General features: G+C 73.0%; 15 protein-coding genes. 8 read left to right on the top strand and 7 right to left on the bottom strand.

Features of this window, described 5'->3' with window-relative positions:
- The 5 genes from ACI6PP_RS04135 to ACI6PP_RS04115 form a co-directional block, all read left to right on the top strand.
- Nucleotides 1-950, top strand: a 950-nt coding sequence (locus ACI6PP_RS04135; protein WP_421109356.1) for an acetyl-CoA C-acyltransferase, incomplete at its 5' end; no start/stop codon positions are given.
- 69 nt (nucleotides 951-1,019) lie between these two features.
- Nucleotides 1,020-2,033 (top strand): methylmalonyl Co-A mutase-associated GTPase MeaB, encoded by a 1,014-nt coding sequence (meaB, locus tag ACI6PP_RS04130; RefSeq protein WP_421109355.1) that lies wholly within the window; start codon nucleotides 1,020-1,022, stop codon nucleotides 2,031-2,033.
- Between the two features lie 62 nt (nucleotides 2,034-2,095).
- Entirely contained in the window at nucleotides 2,096-2,254 is a 159-nt protein-coding gene (locus tag ACI6PP_RS04125; RefSeq protein ID WP_421109354.1) for a hypothetical protein, read from the top strand.
- Between the two features lie 8 nt (nucleotides 2,255-2,262).
- Nucleotides 2,263-2,817 (top strand): PH domain-containing protein, encoded by a 555-nt coding sequence (locus tag ACI6PP_RS04120; protein ID WP_421109352.1) that lies wholly within the window; start codon nucleotides 2,263-2,265, stop codon nucleotides 2,815-2,817.
- 51 nt (nucleotides 2,818-2,868) lie between these two features.
- Complete coding sequence (locus ACI6PP_RS04115) at nucleotides 2,869-3,798, top strand: tetratricopeptide repeat protein (protein ID WP_421109350.1); 930 nt, start codon at nucleotides 2,869-2,871, stop codon at nucleotides 3,796-3,798.
- Here ACI6PP_RS04115 and ACI6PP_RS04110 read toward each other — a convergent pair.
- The gene (locus ACI6PP_RS04110; RefSeq protein WP_421109349.1) at nucleotides 3,795-4,346 is read right to left on the bottom strand and encodes a TetR/AcrR family transcriptional regulator; all 552 of its coding nucleotides are present in this window, start codon (nucleotides 4,344-4,346) and stop codon (nucleotides 3,795-3,797) included. The two genes, ACI6PP_RS04115 and ACI6PP_RS04110, sit on opposite strands and share 4 nt — an antisense overlap.
- A 92-nt stretch (nucleotides 4,347-4,438) precedes the next feature.
- Here ACI6PP_RS04110 and ACI6PP_RS04105 point away from each other — a divergent pair, with 92 nt between their 5' ends.
- A complete protein-coding gene (locus ACI6PP_RS04105; protein WP_421109348.1) occupies nucleotides 4,439-5,884 on the top strand; it encodes an FAD-dependent monooxygenase in 1,446 nt (481 codons plus the stop codon).
- On the opposite strand, the gene ACI6PP_RS04100 is transcribed toward ACI6PP_RS04105, so the two are convergent.
- Nucleotides 5,844-6,521 carry an SDR family NAD(P)-dependent oxidoreductase gene (locus tag ACI6PP_RS04100; RefSeq protein ID WP_421109346.1) on the bottom strand — a complete coding sequence of 226 codons (678 nt, stop codon included), beginning with the start codon at nucleotides 6,519-6,521 and terminating at the stop codon, nucleotides 5,844-5,846. The two genes, ACI6PP_RS04105 and ACI6PP_RS04100, sit on opposite strands and share 41 nt — an antisense overlap.
- A gap of 150 nt (nucleotides 6,522-6,671) precedes the next feature.
- Here ACI6PP_RS04100 and ACI6PP_RS04095 point away from each other — a divergent pair, with 150 nt between their 5' ends.
- Together ACI6PP_RS04095 and ACI6PP_RS04090 are read left to right on the top strand one after the other, a co-directional pair.
- Nucleotides 6,672-7,685 carry a hypothetical protein gene (locus ACI6PP_RS04095; protein ID WP_421109345.1) on the top strand — a complete coding sequence of 338 codons (1,014 nt, stop codon included), beginning with the start codon at nucleotides 6,672-6,674 and terminating at the stop codon, nucleotides 7,683-7,685.
- Nucleotides 7,682-8,662 (top strand): DUF8094 domain-containing protein, encoded by a 981-nt coding sequence (locus ACI6PP_RS04090; RefSeq protein WP_421109343.1) that lies wholly within the window; start codon nucleotides 7,682-7,684, stop codon nucleotides 8,660-8,662. The genes ACI6PP_RS04095 and ACI6PP_RS04090 overlap by 4 nt, the downstream gene beginning before the upstream one ends.
- A 133-nt stretch (nucleotides 8,663-8,795) precedes the next feature.
- On the opposite strand, the gene ACI6PP_RS04085 is transcribed toward ACI6PP_RS04090, so the two are convergent.
- Genes ACI6PP_RS04085 through ACI6PP_RS04065 form a run of 5 tightly spaced genes read right to left on the bottom strand, consistent with a single transcriptional unit; the run spans nucleotide 8,796 to nucleotide 16,567 of the window.
- Complete coding sequence (locus tag ACI6PP_RS04085) at nucleotides 8,796-9,533, bottom strand: NUDIX hydrolase (protein ID WP_421109342.1); 738 nt, start codon at nucleotides 9,531-9,533, stop codon at nucleotides 8,796-8,798.
- A complete protein-coding gene (gene glgB, locus ACI6PP_RS04080; protein ID WP_421109340.1) occupies nucleotides 9,530-11,371 on the bottom strand; it encodes a 1,4-alpha-glucan branching protein GlgB in 1,842 nt (613 codons plus the stop codon). Before glgB ends, ACI6PP_RS04085 begins: the two co-directional genes overlap by 4 nt.
- 54 nt (nucleotides 11,372-11,425) lie before the next feature.
- Nucleotides 11,426-12,793, bottom strand: coding sequence for a maltokinase N-terminal cap-like domain-containing protein (locus ACI6PP_RS04075; RefSeq protein ID WP_421109338.1), 1,368 nt, complete (start codon nucleotides 12,791-12,793; stop codon nucleotides 11,426-11,428).
- A complete protein-coding gene (gene treS / locus ACI6PP_RS04070; protein WP_421109336.1) occupies nucleotides 12,790-14,547 on the bottom strand; it encodes a maltose alpha-D-glucosyltransferase in 1,758 nt (585 codons plus the stop codon). The genes ACI6PP_RS04075 and treS overlap by 4 nt, the downstream gene beginning before the upstream one ends.
- Nucleotides 14,548-14,602: 55 nt before the next feature.
- Entirely contained in the window at nucleotides 14,603-16,567 is a 1,965-nt protein-coding gene (locus tag ACI6PP_RS04065; protein WP_421109334.1) for an alpha-1,4-glucan--maltose-1-phosphate maltosyltransferase, read from the bottom strand.
- Nucleotides 16,568-16,792: the final 225 nt, after the last annotated feature.

Here is a 16,792-nt window from a genome sequence, read left to right as displayed (position 1 = left end):
CGATCACCGTCAACAAGGTGTGCCTCTCGGGCATCAACGCGATCGCGCTCGCCGACCAGCTGATCCGCGCCGGCGAGCACGAGGTCGTCGTCGCCGGCGGCCAGGAGTCGATGACGCAGGCGCCGCACCTGCTGCCCACGTCGCGTGAGGGCACCAAGTACGGCGACGCCACGCTCGTCGACCACATGGCGCACGACGGGCTGTGGGACGCGCTCACCGACCAGGCCATGGGCGCGCTCACCGAGCAGTGCAACGCCGACGGCCTGCAGCTGACCCGCGAGGAGCAGGACGCCTTCAGCGCCCGCTCGCACCAGCGCGCCGCCGAGGCCCAGAAGAACGGCCTGTTCGACGACGAGATCGTCCCGGTCGAGATCCCCAGCCGCCGCGGCGACCCCGTCACCGTGTCGGCCGACGAGGGCGTCCGCGCCGACACCACGACCGACTCCCTCGGCAAGCTGCGTCCCGCGTTCGACAGGGCGGGGACCATCACCGCCGGCTCGGCCAGCCAGATCTCCGACGGCGCCTGCGCGGTCGTCGTCATGAGCAAGGACAAGGCCGAGGAGCTCGGGCTCACCTGGATCGCCGAGATCGGTCCGTCGGCGAGCGTCTCCGGCCCCGACTCCACGCTGCAGATGCAGCCCGCCAACGCGATCGCCAAGGCGTGCGCCAAGGGCGGCATCGACCCCGCGTCCCTCGACCTGGTCGAGATCAACGAGGCCTTCGCCGCCGTCGGCATCGCCAGCGCCCGCGAGCTCGGCATCGACGAGGACAAGGTCAACGTCAACGGCGGCGCCATCGCCGTCGGTCACCCGATCGGCATGAGCGGCGCCCGCATCGTCCTGCACCTGGCCCTCGAGCTCGCCCGCCGCGGCGGCGGCACCGGCGCAGCGGCGCTGTGCGGTGGCGGTGGCCAGGGCGACGCCCTCGTCATCAGCGTCCCCGGCGCCTGACGTGCGACTTGTCGGTGCGTGGTGACGTCCTGGCATCACCACGCACCGACAGGTCGGTAGGGTCCTGACGTGGCGCGGCGTGAGGTGGACGTGCCGGCGCTCGTCGAGCGGGCCCGCGAGGGCGACCCGCGGTCGGTGGCGCGCCTGATCTCGCTCGTCGAGGACGCCTCGCCGCGGTTGCGCGAGGTGAGTGCGCTCCTGGTCCGGCACACGGGCACCGCGCACGTCGTGGGCGTCACGGGGTCGCCCGGCGTCGGCAAGTCGACGACGACGTCCGCGCTGGTCACCCGGCTGCGCGAGCGCGGGCACCGCGTCGGGGTGCTCGCCGTCGACCCGTCGTCGTCCTTCTCCGGCGGCGCGCTGCTCGGCGACCGCGTCCGCATGCAGGACCACGCCACCGACCCCGGCGTCTACATCCGGTCGATGGCCACCCGCGGCCACCTCGGCGGCCTGTCGTGGGCCACGCCCCAGGCGGTGCGGGTGCTCGACGCGGCCGGCTGCGACGTCGTCGTGGTGGAGACCGTCGGCGTCGGGCAGTCCGAGATCGACGTCGCGGGCCTCGCCGACACCACCGTCGTGCTGCTCGCGCCGGGCATGGGCGACGGGATCCAGGCGGCCAAGGCGGGGATCCTGGAGGTCGGCGACGTCTACGTCGTCAACAAGGCCGACCGCGAGGGGGCCGGGCAGGTGGCCCGCGACCTGCGGTCGATGCTGTCGCTCGGCCAGCGGCCCGAGGGCTCCTGGCGCCCGCCGATCGTCAGCACCGTCGCCTCCCAGGGCGAGGGGCTCGACGACCTCGCGGCGCGCATCGAGGAGCACCGCGCGCACCTCGACGCCACGGGGGAGCTGCAGCGCCGTCGACGGCTCCGGGTGCGCGACGAGATCGAGGCCATCGCCGTCACCCGCCTGCGGGAGAGCTTCGCCGACGTCTCGGGCGACTCGCGCCTCGACGTCCTCGCCGACGACGTGCTGGCGGGTGCCACCGACCCGTTCCGGGCCGCGGACGCCCTGCTCGACCGCGTGGTCGACACGGCGACGGACGGCGGCGCGCCTGCGTCCCCGCCCGCCCCGACTGGGCTATAAACGACCCTGGGGCTGTCGCATGCCCTGATCCGCCACACCCTCAATCCCCCCAGGAGTCGATCGTGGTCAAGAAGATCGCCCTTCTGATCGTGATCGCGTTCGCGGTGTACTACCTGCTGACGAGCCCGGGCTCGGCCGCCGACTCCGTGCGCGGCGCGTTCGACGCCGTGATCGAGGGCTTTGGCCAGCTGCGGCTGTTCTTCGAGCGCCTCGTCGGCTGAGGTCGGCCGTGCTCGGCGTGCTGCGCGAGTGGTTGCGGCTGATCCCCGACCAGGAGATCGGCAAGCACCTGCTCGCCGAGGAGGGCGAGCACACGATCGACGTCGTCCGGCACCACTGGGTGGTCTACTGCCGCTCGGTCGTCGAGGCGGTGCTCGCGCTCCTGCTGTGGGTCTGGGCGCTGTACTGGCGCGTCGACGTCGCGTGGATCCCGATCGTGCTCGGCGTCGGGCTGCTCGGCCACGCCGCCTGGATCGCGCTCACCTGGCACATGGACGTCTTCGTCGTCACCAACATGCGGGTCTTCCGCGCCAGCGGCGTGCTCTCGGTCAAGACCGCGACGATGCCGATCTCGCGGATCCTCGACATCACCGTCGCCAAGCCGTTCGTCGGCCGGATCCTCGGCTACGGCCACTTCGTGTTCGAGTCCGCCGCGCAGGCCCAGGGGCTGCGCGACATCCGCTACATCGGGCAGCCCGACGAGCGCGACCTCACCATCCAGCGGGTCGTCCAGCGCTCGGGCCTGCGCAAGACGATCAGCCGGGACGACCCCTACGGCGGATAGCCTCCCCGCCCCGTCCTCGTCCGGTCGGTGCGGTTGGGACAGAATGGGGCCATGAGCAGCTTCTCGCGGCCCGGTGCCGTCGACCTGTCGGCCTTCAAGAACCCCGCCCCACAGCAGCAGGCGCCCGGCGCACCGTCCGCGGGTGGAGCGGCCCCGGCCGCCGGTGCCTACGTCGTCGACGTCACCGAGCAGAACTTCCAGGCCGAGGTCGTCGAGGCGTCGATGACGCACGTCGTCGTCCTGTCGCTGTGGTCGGCGCGCTCGCCGCAGAGCGAGACCTTCAACGCCACGCTCGCCTCGGTCGTCGACTCCCTCGGCGGACGCATCCTGCTCGCCCGCGTCGACGTCGACGCCAACCCCCAGATCGCCCAGGCCGTGGGCGCGCAGGGCGTCCCGTTCGTCCTCGGCCTGGTGAGCGGGCGGCCCGTGCCGCTGTTCCAGGGCACGGTCGAGGAGGAGGACGTCCGCCGCTACTTCGACGAGCTCATCAAGGTCGCGGTGTCCAACGGCGTCGCCGGCACGGCGGCTCCCCGCAGCACCGTCCCGCAGGACGCCGACGAGGACGTCGACGACCCGCGCTTCGCCGAGGCCGACGAGCGCCTGGGCGCGGACGACCTCGAGGGCGCGGTCGCGGCCTACGAGGCGCTCGTCCTGCAGAACCCCAAGGACGTCGAGGCGGCCGAGCGCCTCGCGGGCGTCAGGCTGATGCAGCGCACCCGCGGCGCCGACCTCGACGCCGCCCGCCGCGCCGCCGCCGACGCGCCCACCGACGTCGACGCCCAGCTCCTCGTCGCCGACCTCGACGTCAGCGGCGGGCACGTCGACGACGCCTTCGCCCGGCTGATCGACCTCGTCCGCCGCACCGCGGGCGACGACCGCAACCGCGTCCGCGACCACCTCGTGCAGCTGTTCACCGTCGTCGGCAGCGACGACCCCCGCGTCGGCCCCGCCCGGCGCGCCCTCAGCGCGGCGCTGTTCTAGACCGGTGCGGCGTCGGTGAGGTAGCCGACGAGCACCGGGCCGATCCAGGCGGTCAGCGCGTCGGCGTCCATGTCGACGAGGGCCGGCACCCGCAGCAGGTGGCGGGCCACCGCCAGGCCGAGCACCTGTGACCCCACGAGCGCCACCCGCTCCACCGGACGGTCCACGGCCACGGCGGCGAGCGCCGGTGCCACCTGGTCGGCGAACACCTCGCGCATCCGGGCCGCGGCGACCTCGCTGGAGGCCGAGGCCCGCAGCAGCGCCATGAACGTCGCGTCCTGCTCCCACACCGCCACGAATCGCTCGACGAGCAGCGCGGGCACGTCGGCCGGGGCCACGCCGGTCAGGTCGGGCAGCGCGAGGTCGAGGTCGGCGGCCTCGGCGAACAGCCCGTCCTTGCTGCCGAAGTGCCGCATCACGAGCGCCGGGTCGATGCCGGCGTCGGCCGCGACGGCGCGGATGGTGGTCCGCTCGTAGCCGTCGGCGCCGAACCGGGTGCGGGCGGCGTCGAGCACGCGGGCGCGGGTGGCGGCTGCGGATCGAGGCACCGCACCATCGTAGGTCAACGATCGTTGACCGCGACGCGGACACGGCGTACCGTCGCAGGTCAACGAGTGTTGACCTGGTGGAGGTGGCGACGGTGGAGCAGGTGGACGTGGCGGTGGTGGGCGCCGGTCCGGCGGGCCTGGTGCTCGCGGCCGAGGTCGCGCGGACGGGACGGTCGGTGGTCGTGCTCGACCGTCGCCGGGAGCCGTCGCCGCTGAGCCGGGCCTTCGGCGTGCACGCCCGGACGTTGGAGCTGCTCGACTCCCGGGGGATCGCCGAAGAGCTCGTGGCCACCGGCCGGACGGTCGACCGGCTCGCGCTGCTGGGTCACGCCGGCGTCGACCTCGCTCGCCTGCCGTCCCGCTTCCCCTTCGTGCTGATGACGCCCCAGGTGAACGTCGACCGCCTGCTGGAGCGGCACGCCCGGGACGTGGGCGCCCGGGTGCTGCGCGGGGCCGAGGTGACGTCGCTGCGCCAGGACGACGGGGCCGTCGAGGTGACCGTGCGCGCCGCCGACGACGCCCAGTTGCTGCGGGCGTCCTGGGTGGTGGGCGCCGACGGCGCGCACAGCACGGTCCGCGAGCTCGTGGGCGCCGACTTCCCCGGCGTCACGGTGCTGAGGTCGATCATGCTGGCCGACGTGCGGCTGGCCGACCCGCCGGACGGGCTGATCAGCGTGGACGCCGCGGACGGCTGCTTCGCCTTCGTCGCGCCGTTCGGGGACGGCTGGTTCCGCGTCATCGCGTGGGACCGCGAGCTCGCGGCCGACGACGACGCCCCGGTCGACCCCGGCGACGTGCGACGTGCCGTGCGGCGCGCGTTCGGGACCGACCACGGCTGGGGCGAGGTGCGCTGGTCGTCGCGCTTCCACAGCGACGAGCGGCAGGTGGCGCGGTACCGGCACGGACGGGTGCTGCTCGTCGGCGACGCGGCGCACGTGCACTCTCCCGCGGGCGGGCAGGGGATGAACACCGGCATCCAGGACGCGGCGAACCTGGGCTGGAAGCTCGCGGCCGTGCTGGACGGCGCCGACCACGCGCTGCTCGACACCTACCAGGACGAACGCCACCCGGTGGGGCGGCTGGTGCTCCGGACGAGCGGCGCCACCATCCGGCTGATGACGTGGCGCACGCGGCCCGCGGTGCTGGTGCGACGGGTCCTGCTCGGGGGCCTGCTGCGTCTGCCTCCCGTGGCCCGCCGGGCGGCGGGGACGTTCTCGGGGGTGGCGATCGCCTACGGGCGCGGCCGTGGCGGGCACCGGCTCGTCGGCACCCGCGCAGGAGACGTCCCGCTCGTCGACGGGCGCCTGGCCGAGGCGCAGCGCGACGCGGGGTTCGTCCTGGTGCTGGGGCCGGGCGCCCCGGACGTCGACGCCCCGGCGACGGTCGTCCGACGTGCGGACCACGGGCCGTCGCTGCTGGTGCGCCCCGACGGCTACGTCGCGTGGGCGGGCGAGCCGTCGGACGGCGGGTGGCGAATGGTGCTGGAGCGGTGGGCGGTCAGAACGCGTCCGACGCCAGGTCGGTCTCGTCGTCGGTGATGGCCGCGAGGATCCGCGCGGCGACGGCGTCGGGGGACAGGCCCGTGGGCATCTTCGGGGCCTCGCCCGCGACCGGGCGGGTGGCCAGGCCGGTCTCGGTGTGGGGCGGCCGGACGTCGAGCACTCGCACCTTGCGGCGCCGCAGCTCGGTGCGGATGCTCGTCAGGTAGGCCGACAGGGCGGCCTTGCTCGCGGAGTACGCCGCCATCTGCGGCATCGGGCGCTCGGCGACGACGGCGCTGATCGCCGCGACGAAGCCGCCCTCGGGCAGGTGCGGCGACGCGGCGCGCACCAGGCGCAGCGGCGCGAGGTAGTTCAGCAGCAGCAGCTCGTCGACGACGTCGTCGTCCACCTCCGACGCCGGGCCGAACGCCACGACGCCGGCCGCGTGCACGACCCCGTCGAGCGACCCGGTGGCCTCGACCGTGCGGGCCACGAGGTCCTCGGGCGCACCGGGGAGGGTGAGGTCGGCGGCGAGCACGACCGCACCGTCGACGCCCAGCTCGCCCAGACGCCCCTCGTCGCGGGCCGAGACGACGACGCGGGCGCCCGCCTCGGCCAGCCCGCGGGCGAGCAGCGACCCGAGCCCGCCCGTCGCGCCGGTCACCAGCACGGTCCTGCCGTTCACGTCAGCCATGGGCCCATCCTCGCGGGGCGGCGGGCGCACCGCACGACCGGCGACGGCCGGGGCGTCCCGCACGCCGACCGGGGCCCGGGACCGTACGCTGTGACCTGGCTCGCGGAGCCCGGCGCAGGAGGGTGCCGGGCGTCGGCTCGGGGAGGGACTGTGCGGCGGATCGTCGGTGGTCTCGTGCTGCTCGTCGGCGTCGTGGTCGCCGTGGCCGGTGCGGCGCTGATGATCGTCCTCGGGCCCGACGACCGTGCCACGACCGGCCCGCACCCCATCGACACCGTCGGCGTCGCCGTGGTCACGACCCCCAAGGCCATCGCGTACGCCGGCCCGACCGTGAGCGTGCTGGCCGAGGTGCCGGACGACAAGCCCGTTTTCGTGGGGCTGGGCAACGCCGTCGACGTCGAGAACTACCTCGGCAAGACCCAGCGGCTCAGCATCACCCGCGTCCGGGTGCCGTGGAAGATCAGCACCACGCAGGAGCAGGGCGAGCCCAACCTCTCGGCCGCCCCGACGGCGCTCGACTGGTGGGTCGCGCAGTCCGCCGGGCTCGGCGGCGCCTCGATCACCGTCCGGCTGCCCGACGAGCCCGTGTCCCTCGCGGTGCTCTCCGTCGGCGACTCCGACCTCGAGGGCCTCGAGATCACCACCGCGTACGACGTCGGCGGGGGTTTCGTCATGGGCGCCGGTGGCGTCGCGGCGGGGCTCGGCATCGCGTTCCTCGGCCTGATGCAGGTGCGCGGCATGCCGTTGCGGCGCGCCGGGCGCGGCGCCGACGCGTCCGAGGACGACGGGGACGCTCGCTACGTCTTCGTCGACGCCGAGGGGGTGGAGCACGAGGTCGCCCCGGACGACTTGGACGGCTACGAGATCATCGACGACGAGGACGCGGAGCCCGCGGCGCCCGTCCCCGCACCCGCGGTGCCGCCTCCCGACGCACCCGGACCGGCCGAGCCGCAGGACGAGGAGGAGGTCGTGTACGTGCTCGTCGACGAGGACGGACAGGAGCGCGAGATCTCCGCGTCCGAGGCCGACGGCCTCGAGGTGGTGGAGGAGGTCGTCGAGGACGTCCCCGCCGACGGGACCGACCGCCGCGACGACGGCCGCCCCGACGACGACCCCGGCGGCAGCTGGCGCTCGCGCCTGCGCCGCGCCCTGGGGGTCGAGTGAGCACCCGCACACGCCGCTGCTGCGCCGCCGCCCTCGTCCTCGGCCTGGCGGTGCTGGCCGGGTGCGGCGAGGTGCCGCAGCGCAAGGACGCCGCCCCGATCAGCAAGGTCGCCGCCGACGGACGCGAGATCGACGCCATCTACGGCCGCTACACCGACGTCCGTGCCAACGCGCTCAAGCTGCTCGACCCCGAGCCCCTCGGCACCGTGGAGTCCGGGCCCGTCCTGGCCATCGACTCCGGCGCCCTGCAGGTCGCCAAGCGGCTCCAGGCCACCCAGCCGTTCGACCCCGAGCAGGACCTCGAGATCCAGCGCGTGCTCTCCCCGCGCCTGGACGCCTACCCGCTGTGGTTCGTCGCGATCGTGCGCGACAACGTCAAGAAGGTCACCAAGGTCCAGATCTTCTCCCGCTCCTCGGCGACGGCCGAGTGGACGATGGTCGCGAGCCCCGAGGCCCTCCTCAGCACCCGGCTGCCCGCGTTCGCCACCGACGACGCCGGGTCGCTCGAGACGATCGAGCCCAAGGACGGCGCCGGCCTCGCCGCCACCCCGGCCCAGGCCATCACCGACTACGCCGCCGCCCTGCGCGACCCCCAGGGCGCCGAGGCCAAGAAGGTCGTCGACGACTCGTTCATCCAGCAGATGCGCCAGGTGGCCGGCCAGTCCTCGGCGATCAAGGGCGTCACGTTCAGCCAGTCGTGGGGTGCGCGTCCCGTCGAGTTCGCGATGCGCACCGAGGACGGCGGCGCGCTCGTCGTCGCCACCCTGCTCCGCCAGGACGGGTACGAGATCGCCGACGGCGTCGAGGTCTCGTGGCCCGAGGGCTCGGCCCAGAAGGCCTTCCTGTCCGACAAGCTCTACACCGCCGGCCTGCTCCGCTACTACCACCAGGTGCTGCTCTACGTGCCCCCCGAGGGGGACGGGTTGCCGCGCGTGCTCGCTCAGTACGGCGGCGTCGTCGACGGCGAGGGGTTCTAGCGGGCTAGCCGTCCGCGGTGTGGCCACGCCGTCCCAGCAGCCCCACCGCCCATGGCAGATCCGCCGAAGCACGGGAGATCTCCCGCGCATCGGACCAACTACCACGTGAACGTGGTGTTTGGTTCCCCCACCGTCAGCGCGGGACGCCACGCTCCCGGTAGGCCGACGACGACGCGGGCAGGCCCTCGAGCAGGGCCACGGTGGCGGCGGCGGCCCGAGACGCGACGGTCTCGGGGTCGCACCAGTGCACGGCGGCGATCTCGGTGGGCTGGAGGTCCATCGTGGCCGTCGCGGCGGCGTCGAGGGTGCCGAGGTCGAACACGAAGACGCACGCGTCGTCCCACTGCCTCCAGGGGGCCAGCCAGTTGACGGTGCGCAGGCCGAGCACCTCGAAGGTGGTGCCCAGCTCCTCCTCGAGCTCGCGGACCAGGCCGTCGGCCGGTGACTCGCCGGGCTCGACCACACCGCCCGGGAGGTCCCACTCGCGCTTGTAGGTGAGCTCGCAGAGCAGCACACGGCCGTCGGCGTCGTGGATCAGGCCCTGCGAGATCACCCGCTTGCGGGGGAGCCCGGCGTTGAGCATCGCGATGAAGCCCTCGTGCGTGCCGGCCTGGGGGTCGCCGACGACGCGGGCCATCAGCGCCTGGTCGCCGTCGGGCATCCGCAGCACGCCCTCGCGACGCATGCCCGCGCGCGACAGCGCCCGCAGGCTCGTGACGTCCGCGAGGTCGACGCGCACCTCGATGCGGCGCACCTCGTCGTGCTGCAGCGACTCCTCGAGCAGCTCGGCCACGAGCTCGGCGTCGACCGGGCCGTCGAGGACGAGGTCGTGCACGCCACCCGCGCCCGGTCGCAGGCGGGGCGGCGTCACCGGACGGGTTCCAGCCACACCGCGCCGAGCGGCGGCACGCGCAGGCCCACCGAGCTCGGCCAGCCGTTCCAGGCGAAGCCCTCGTCGGCGGTCAGCGTCTCGTCGTTGACGACGCCCGACCCGCCGTAGGCGAGGTCGTCCGAGCTGAGCACCTGGCGCCACGTGCCACCGGACGGCAGGCCGACGCGGAAGTCCTCGTGCGGCACCCCGGCGAAGTTGACGACGCACACCAGCTGGTCGTCACCGGACGAGCGCAGGTAGGAGAACACGTTGTGGTCGCGGTCGTCGGCGTCGATCCAGGTGAAGCCGGTGGGGTCGTGGTCGGCGCCCCACAGCGCCGGACGCTCGCGGTAGGCGACGTTCAGGTCGTGGACGAACCGGAGCAGCCCGGCGTGACCGGGGTCGTCGAGGTGGCCCCAGTCGAGGCTGCGCTCCTCGCTCCACTCGCGCTCCTGGCCGAACTCGCTGCCCATGAAGAGCAGCTGCTTGCCCGGGTGGGACCACTGGAACGCGTAGTAGGCGCGCAGGTTGGCCAGCTGCTGCCAGCGGTCGCCGGGCATCTTGGTGAGTAGCGAGCCCTTGCCGTGCACGACCTCGTCGTGCGACAGCGGCAGCAGGAAGTTGTCGGCGTAGGCGTACATCATCGCGAACGACAGCTCGTGGTGGTGGTAGCGCCGGTTGACCGGCTCCTCGCGCATGTAGCCCAGCGAGTCGTGCATCCAGCCGAGGTTCCACTTGAACCCGTAGCCCAGGCCGCCGTGGTCGGTCGAGCGCGTGACGCCCGGCCACGCCGTCGACTCCTCGGCGATCATCGCGACGCCCGGGTGCAGCTTGTAGGCGGTGGCGTTGAGCTCCTGCATGAACGCGACGGCCTCGAGGTTCTCGCGGCCGCCGTGGATGTTGGGGCGCCACTGGTCGTGCTCGCGGGAGTAGTCGAGGTAGATCATCGACGCGACGGCGTCGACCCGCAGGCCGTCGACGTGGAACTCCTCCATCCAGTACAGCGCGTTGGCGATGAGGAAGTTGCGGACCTCGTTGCGGCCGAAGTCGAAGATCAGCGTGCCCCAGTCGGGGTGCTCGCCGCGCCACGGGTCGGGGTGCTCGTAGGTGGCGGTGCCGTCGAAGTACGACAGCGCGAACTCGTCCTTGGGGAAGTGCGCGGGCACCCAGTCGAGGATGACGCCGATGCCCGCCTGGTGGAGCGTGTCGACCAGGAAGCGGAAGTCGTCGGGCTCGCCGAAGCGCGACGTGGGCGCGTAGTAGCCCGAGACCTGGTAGCCCCACGACCCGCCGAAGGGGTGCTCCATGACGGGCATCAGCTCGACGTGGGTGAAGCCGGCGTCGCGCACGTAGTCGGCCAGCTCGGCCGCGATCTCGCGGTACGTCAGTCCGAGGCGCCACGAGCCGAGGTGCAGCTCGTAGATGCTCATCGGCTCGGCGTGCGGACGGCTGGCGGCGCGCTGCGTCATCCACGCGGCGTCGTCCCAGGTGTAGTCGCTGCGGTACACCACGGACGCCGTCTGCGGCGGCTGCTGGGCGTACTGGGCCATCGGGTCGGCCTTGTCGGTCCAGCGCCCGTCGGGCGACTCGACCTTGTACTTGTACAGCGCGCCGGGGCCGACGCCCTCGACCTCGAGCTCCCAGACGCCGAGGTCGTCGCGCGACATCGTGTGCTCGCCGCCGTTCCAGCCGTTGAAGTCGCCGGCGACCTGGACGGTCCGCGCGCGCGGGGCCCAGACGCTGAACGAGGTGCCGGTGGCGGTCGGGTGGGCGCCGAGGACCTTCCAGAGCTCCTCGTGACGACCTTCTCCGAACAGGTGGCGATCGAGTTCACGCATCTGGGGATCCTTTCACGCTGCGGGGGTGGTGGCGGCGGGCCGGACGGGCCGCGCTCACGAGGTGAGGTCCGCGACGGCGCGCAGCGGGATGTCGACCCAGGTGGGCCGGTAGCGCACCTCGTAGACGACCTCGTAGACCGCCTTGTCGAGCTCGTAGGCGGCGAGCAGGCGCCGCGGCGCCTCGTCATCGCCGAAGCCGTAGCCGTCGAGGAAGCAGGTGCGGTTGCGCGTGACCCAGGCGCTCGCGCGCTCCTGGAGCTTCTCGGCGTCGATGCCGGCCTGGACCAGCACCGAGCGCGCGGCATAGTCGAGCGAGCGGAGCATGCCGGCGACGTCGCGGGCGGGGGAGTCGAGGCGGACGCGGTCGGCGATCGCCTGGGACGGCTCGCCCTCGAAGTCGATGATCTTCCAGCCGGCGGTGGTGCGCAGCGACTGCCCGAGGTGGAGGTCGCCGTGCACGCGCTGGGCCTGCACGGTGGCGTCGAGGTCGCGGACGTCGTCGTAGCGGGCGCGCACGGCGTCGGCGAACGGCTCGAGCTGCGGCGCGGCGGCGACGGCCTCGTCGAGCCGCGCCCCGAACCGGTCGGCGAGGTCGCCGAGCTCGGCGGCCCCCCACTCGCGGGTCTCGAAGTGCTCGGCGAGCATCTCGTGGACGTGCCTGGTGGTCAGGCCGAGACGCTCGGCGTCGGCGCCGAAGTCGCCGCCGGCCTCCTCGGGTTCGAGGTCGGGCTCGGCGACGAGGTCGCGCAGGCTGGCGCGTGCAGAGTCCCACCCGCCGGTGGCGGTGCGCAGGAAGCGCTGCAGCATCGCGAGGTCGTACTCCTCGGCGTCGTCGTCACCCAGGCGGGTGCGCAGCGACCCGCGGATGGCCGCGACGCTGTCGCCGCCCTCGGGCGAGAGCGCCTCGTGCACCTCGATGTCGGGGTTGCGGCCGGGGTTGAGCCGGCGGAACAGCTTGAGCACGAGGGCCTCGTCGACCACCAGCGAGGTGTTCGACTGCTCCACCGACAGCAGCACCGACGTCGACTCCGGCGTCAGCTCGAGGTCGTCGGACGCGGTGTAGACGAGGTCGGACGGCACCGGGCCCCCGGTGAACCCGGCGAGCAGCACGGCGCGGGCGTCGGGGTCGTGCACCGCGTCGTACAGGTGGAACGTGCCGGCGTCGACGGTGGCGACGCCCACGAAGCCGTGGGCGATCGTGTCGCTGCGCTCGGCGCGGTACGACAGCGGCAGCTGGTACAGCTGCGGGCCGTCGGGCGTGGTGACGTCGACGAGCGCGACGCGCACGCCGAACCCGTCCGTCGGCTCCTGGAGCCACTGCAGCGTGCGCACGCCGCTGACGGTGGCCGCGCTGTCGGCGCCGAACCAGCGCTGGTGCTGCAGGTAGTCGGTGAGGATCGACAGGTCGGCGGGGGCGGTCATGCCGGGCCCGCGTTCTCGATCAGGGCGCTGCTGCGGTCGAGCCGGAACCAGTAGAACCCGTGCCCCGCCAGCGTCAGGAAGTACGGCAGCTCGCCCACCGGCGGGAACTCGACGCCGCCGAGCATCTCGACCGGGCGCACCCCCTGGTAGGTGTGCAGGTCGAGCTCGACCGGCTGGGGGAAGCGCGACAGGTTGTGCACGCACAGCATCACGTCGTCGCCGTGCTCGCGGACGTACGACAGCACCGACGGGTTGGACCCGCCGAGGTCGCGGAAGCTGCCCTGGCCGAACGCGGGGTGCTGCTTGCGGATCGAGATCATCCGGCGCGTCCAGTGCAGCAGCGACGACGAGCTGGCCTGCTGGGCCTCGACGTTGACGCTCTGGAACCCGAAGACCGGGTCCATGATCACCGGCAGCGCCAGCTTGCCGGGCGTGGCGCGGGAGAACCCGGCGTTGCGGTCGGGCGTCCACTGCATCGGGGTGCGGACGCCGTCACGGTCGCCCAGCCAGATGTTGTCGCCCATGCCGATCTCGTCGCCGTAGTACAGGACGGGTGAGCCGGGCAGGCTGAGCAGCAGCGCGGTGAACAGCTCGATCTGGTTGGTGTCGTTGTCGAGCAGCGGGGCGAGCCGCCGTCGGATGCCGATGTTGGCCTTCATGCGGGGGTCGATCGCGTACTCGTTCCACATGTAGTCGCGGTCCTCGTCGGTGACCATCTCGAGGGTCAGCTCGTCGTGGTTGCGCAGGAACACCCCCCACTGCGCGTGGTCGGGGATCGTCGGCGTCTGCTCGAGGATCTCGCTGATCGGGTAGCGCGACTCGCGTCGCACGCCCATGAAGATCCGCGGCATCACCGGGAAGTGGAAGCACATGTGGCACTCGTCGCCGCCCACGGCGGGGTCGCCGAAGTAGTCGACGACGTCGGCCGGCCACTGGTTGGCCTCGGCCAGCAGCACGCGTCCGGGGTAGTGCTCGTCGACGTAGGCGCGCACCTTCTTGAGGAACGCGTGCGTCTCGGGGAGGTTCTCGCCGTTGGTGCCGTCGCGCTCGAACAGGTACGGGACGGCGTCGAGCCGGAACCCGTCGATGCCCATGTCGAGCCAGAACGACAGCGCCTCGATGATCGCCTCGCCGACGGCGGGGTTGTCGAAGTTGAGGTCGGGCTGGTGGGAGTAGAAGCGGTGCCAGAAGTACTGCTGGCGCACCGGGTCCCACGTCCAGTTCGACGCCTCGGTGTCGACGAAGATGATCCGCGCCTCGGAGTAGCGGGTGTCGTCGTCGGACCACACGTAGAAGTCGCCGTACGGACCCTCGGGGTCGGCGCGCGAGGCCTGGAACCACGGGTGCTGGTCGGACGTGTGGTTCATGACGAAGTCGATGATCACGCGGATGCCGCGCTCGTGGGCGGCCTCGAGGACGGCGTGGAAGTCGTCGATGGTGCCGATGTCGGAGGCGACGTCGGTGAAGTCGGCGACGTCGTACCCGCCGTCGCGCAGCGGTGAGGGGAAGAACGGGGGCAGCCACAGGCAGTCCACGCCCAGCCACTGCAGGTAGTCCAGGCGCTCGGTGAGGCCGGCGAGGTCGCCGACGCCGTCACCGGAGGAGTCCTGGAACGAGCGCACCAGCACCTCGTAGAAGACCGCGCTCTTGAACCAGTCGGGGTCGGGCGCGGGTCCCTTCGGGGTCGTCGCGACCTCGGTGCTGCTCTCGTCGGTGGCGTGCTGCTCTGGCGTCGTCTCGGGGGTCACGGCCATTCCCCCATCCTGTCGAGAACGCGCCCCGTGCGCGACCCGGGAGGTCCGGGCCGCGTCAGCGCAGGGCGAGGACGTGGACGGGACGCTCGCCGGCGGTGGTGGGGCCGAGCTTGACGTAGGGGTACTCGCCCCAGGTGTAGCGCTCGCCGGTGAGCTCGTCCTCGACCTCGACGTGGGCGCCCCACTCCAGCCCGAGCTCGGGCTGGTCGAGCTTGAGGGTGGTCTCGACCGTCGCCCAGGGCGCGGTGTTGACCACGACGAGCACCACGTCGTCGCCGGCCTTCTTGGAGAACGCCAGGATCCGCTCGTCGCTGCTCTGGTGGATCGTGACGTTGGACAGCTGGCGCAGCGCCGGGTGCGCACGGCGGATCTCGTTGAGCCGCGTCAGGTACGGGGCCAGGGTGGTGCCCTCGGCGTCGGCGGCGGCCCAGTCGCGCACGCGCACCTGGAACTTCTCGGAGTCGAGGTACTCCTCGCCGCCGGGGCGCAGCGCGGTGTGCTCCATCAGCTCGAAGCCCGCGTACACGCCCCACGACGGCGACCCGGTGGCGGCCAGCACCGCGCGGGTGCGGAACGCGTCGGGGCCACCGTGCTGCAGGATCGTGGGCAGGATGTCGGGGGTGTTGACCCAGAAGCTCGGACGCATGACGTGCGACTTCTCGTGCGAGACCTCCACCAGGTACTCGGCCAGCTCGGCGGCGGTGTTGCGCCAGGTGAAGTACGTGTAGCTCTGGTGGTAGCCGACGGTGCCGAGCGCCCGCATCATCGTGGGCTTGGTGAACGCCTCGGCCAGGAAGATCACGTCGGGGTCGGTGCGGCGGACCTCGCTGAGCAGCCGGTCCCAGAAGCCGACGGGCTTGGTGTGCGGGTTGTCGACGCGGAACACCCGCACGCCGTGCGACATCCAGTGCCGCAGCACCCGGAGGATCTCGGTGTAGATGCCCTCGGGGTCGTTGTCGAAGTTCAGGGGGTAGATGTCCTGGTACTTCTTCGGCGGGTTCTCGGCGAAGGCGATGGTGCCGTCGACGCGGGTGGTGAACCACTCGGGGTGCGCGGCGACCCAGGGGTGGTCGGGCGCGCACTGCAGCGCGAAGTCGAGGGCCACCTCGAGCCCGAGCTCGTTGGCACGGGCGACGAAGGCGTCGACGTCGTCGATGGTGCCGAGGTCGGGGTGGACGGCGTCGTGGCCGCCCTCGGCCGAGCCGATGCCCCACGGGGAGCCGGGGTCGGTGGGCCCGGCGACCAGCGTGTTGTTGGGGCCCTTGCGGTTGACCCTGCCGATCGGGTGGATCGGCGGCATGTAGATGACGTCGAAGCCCATCGCGGCGACGGCGGGCAGGCGGTCCATCGCCGTGCGCAGCGTGCCCGGGACGACGGTGCCGTCGGCGTCGACGTACGCGCCCTCGGAGCGGGGGAAGAACTCGTACCAGGCGGTGGACAGCGCCAGCTCGCGGTCGACGAAGAACGGGTAGGCCTGCGTGCTGCCGAGGAGGTCGCGGACGGGGTAGCGGGCCATGACGTCGCGCACCGCCGGGGTGAGGCCCGACGACAGGCGGGTGCCGACGTCGAGGCTCGCGTCGCCGAGACGGGCGGCGGCCTCGCGCAGGATGGTGGCCTCCTCGCGGGCGGCCCTCGGCAGGCCGGTGACCGCGCGGCCGAGCAGCTGCGCGCCCTCGGCGAGCATCACCTCGACGTCGACGCCGGCCTCGATCTTGACCGTCGCGTCGTGCTCCCAGGTGTCGTACGGCGCGCTCCATGACTCGACGCGGAACGTCCAGGGCCCCACCTCGTCGAACGACGCGTGCGCGGCCCAGAGGTCGTTGTCGACGAACACCATCGGCACCAGGGGCAGGTCGGTGCCCGACGGGTCGGTGAACACCACGCCGGCGCCGAGGAGGTCGTGCCCCTCGCGGAACACGCGGGCGCTGACGGCGAACGGCTCGCCGACGGCGGCCTTGGCCGGGTAGGCGCCGCCCTCCACGACCGGCTCGACGTCGATGACGGGGATGCGGGGCAACATGCGTCCAACCTAGGGGATGTCTCCCGGTTCGGCGGTGGTCAGCGGGCAGGTCGTCCGCGCCCGTCGGGCAAGGCCGAGGACCGAAGGCGCCCCCCAGGGCGTCGAGCGTCCGAGAACGCAGCCCCACGGGATTGCGGAGGCCTGCCCGCCACCGTCGAGTCGGGAGACCTCCCCGAGGGTTGGGTCGGACGGTGTCTCGTCGTGTCGCGCGCCACGTCGCCGCGC

Source organism: Solicola agrisoli (genome assembly GCF_049059935.1).
Classification (GTDB): domain Bacteria; phylum Actinomycetota; class Actinomycetes; order Propionibacteriales; family Nocardioidaceae; genus JAURVT01.
Note: the sequence above shows the minus strand (reverse complement) of the source record. Positions and strands in the feature narration are given on the sequence as shown.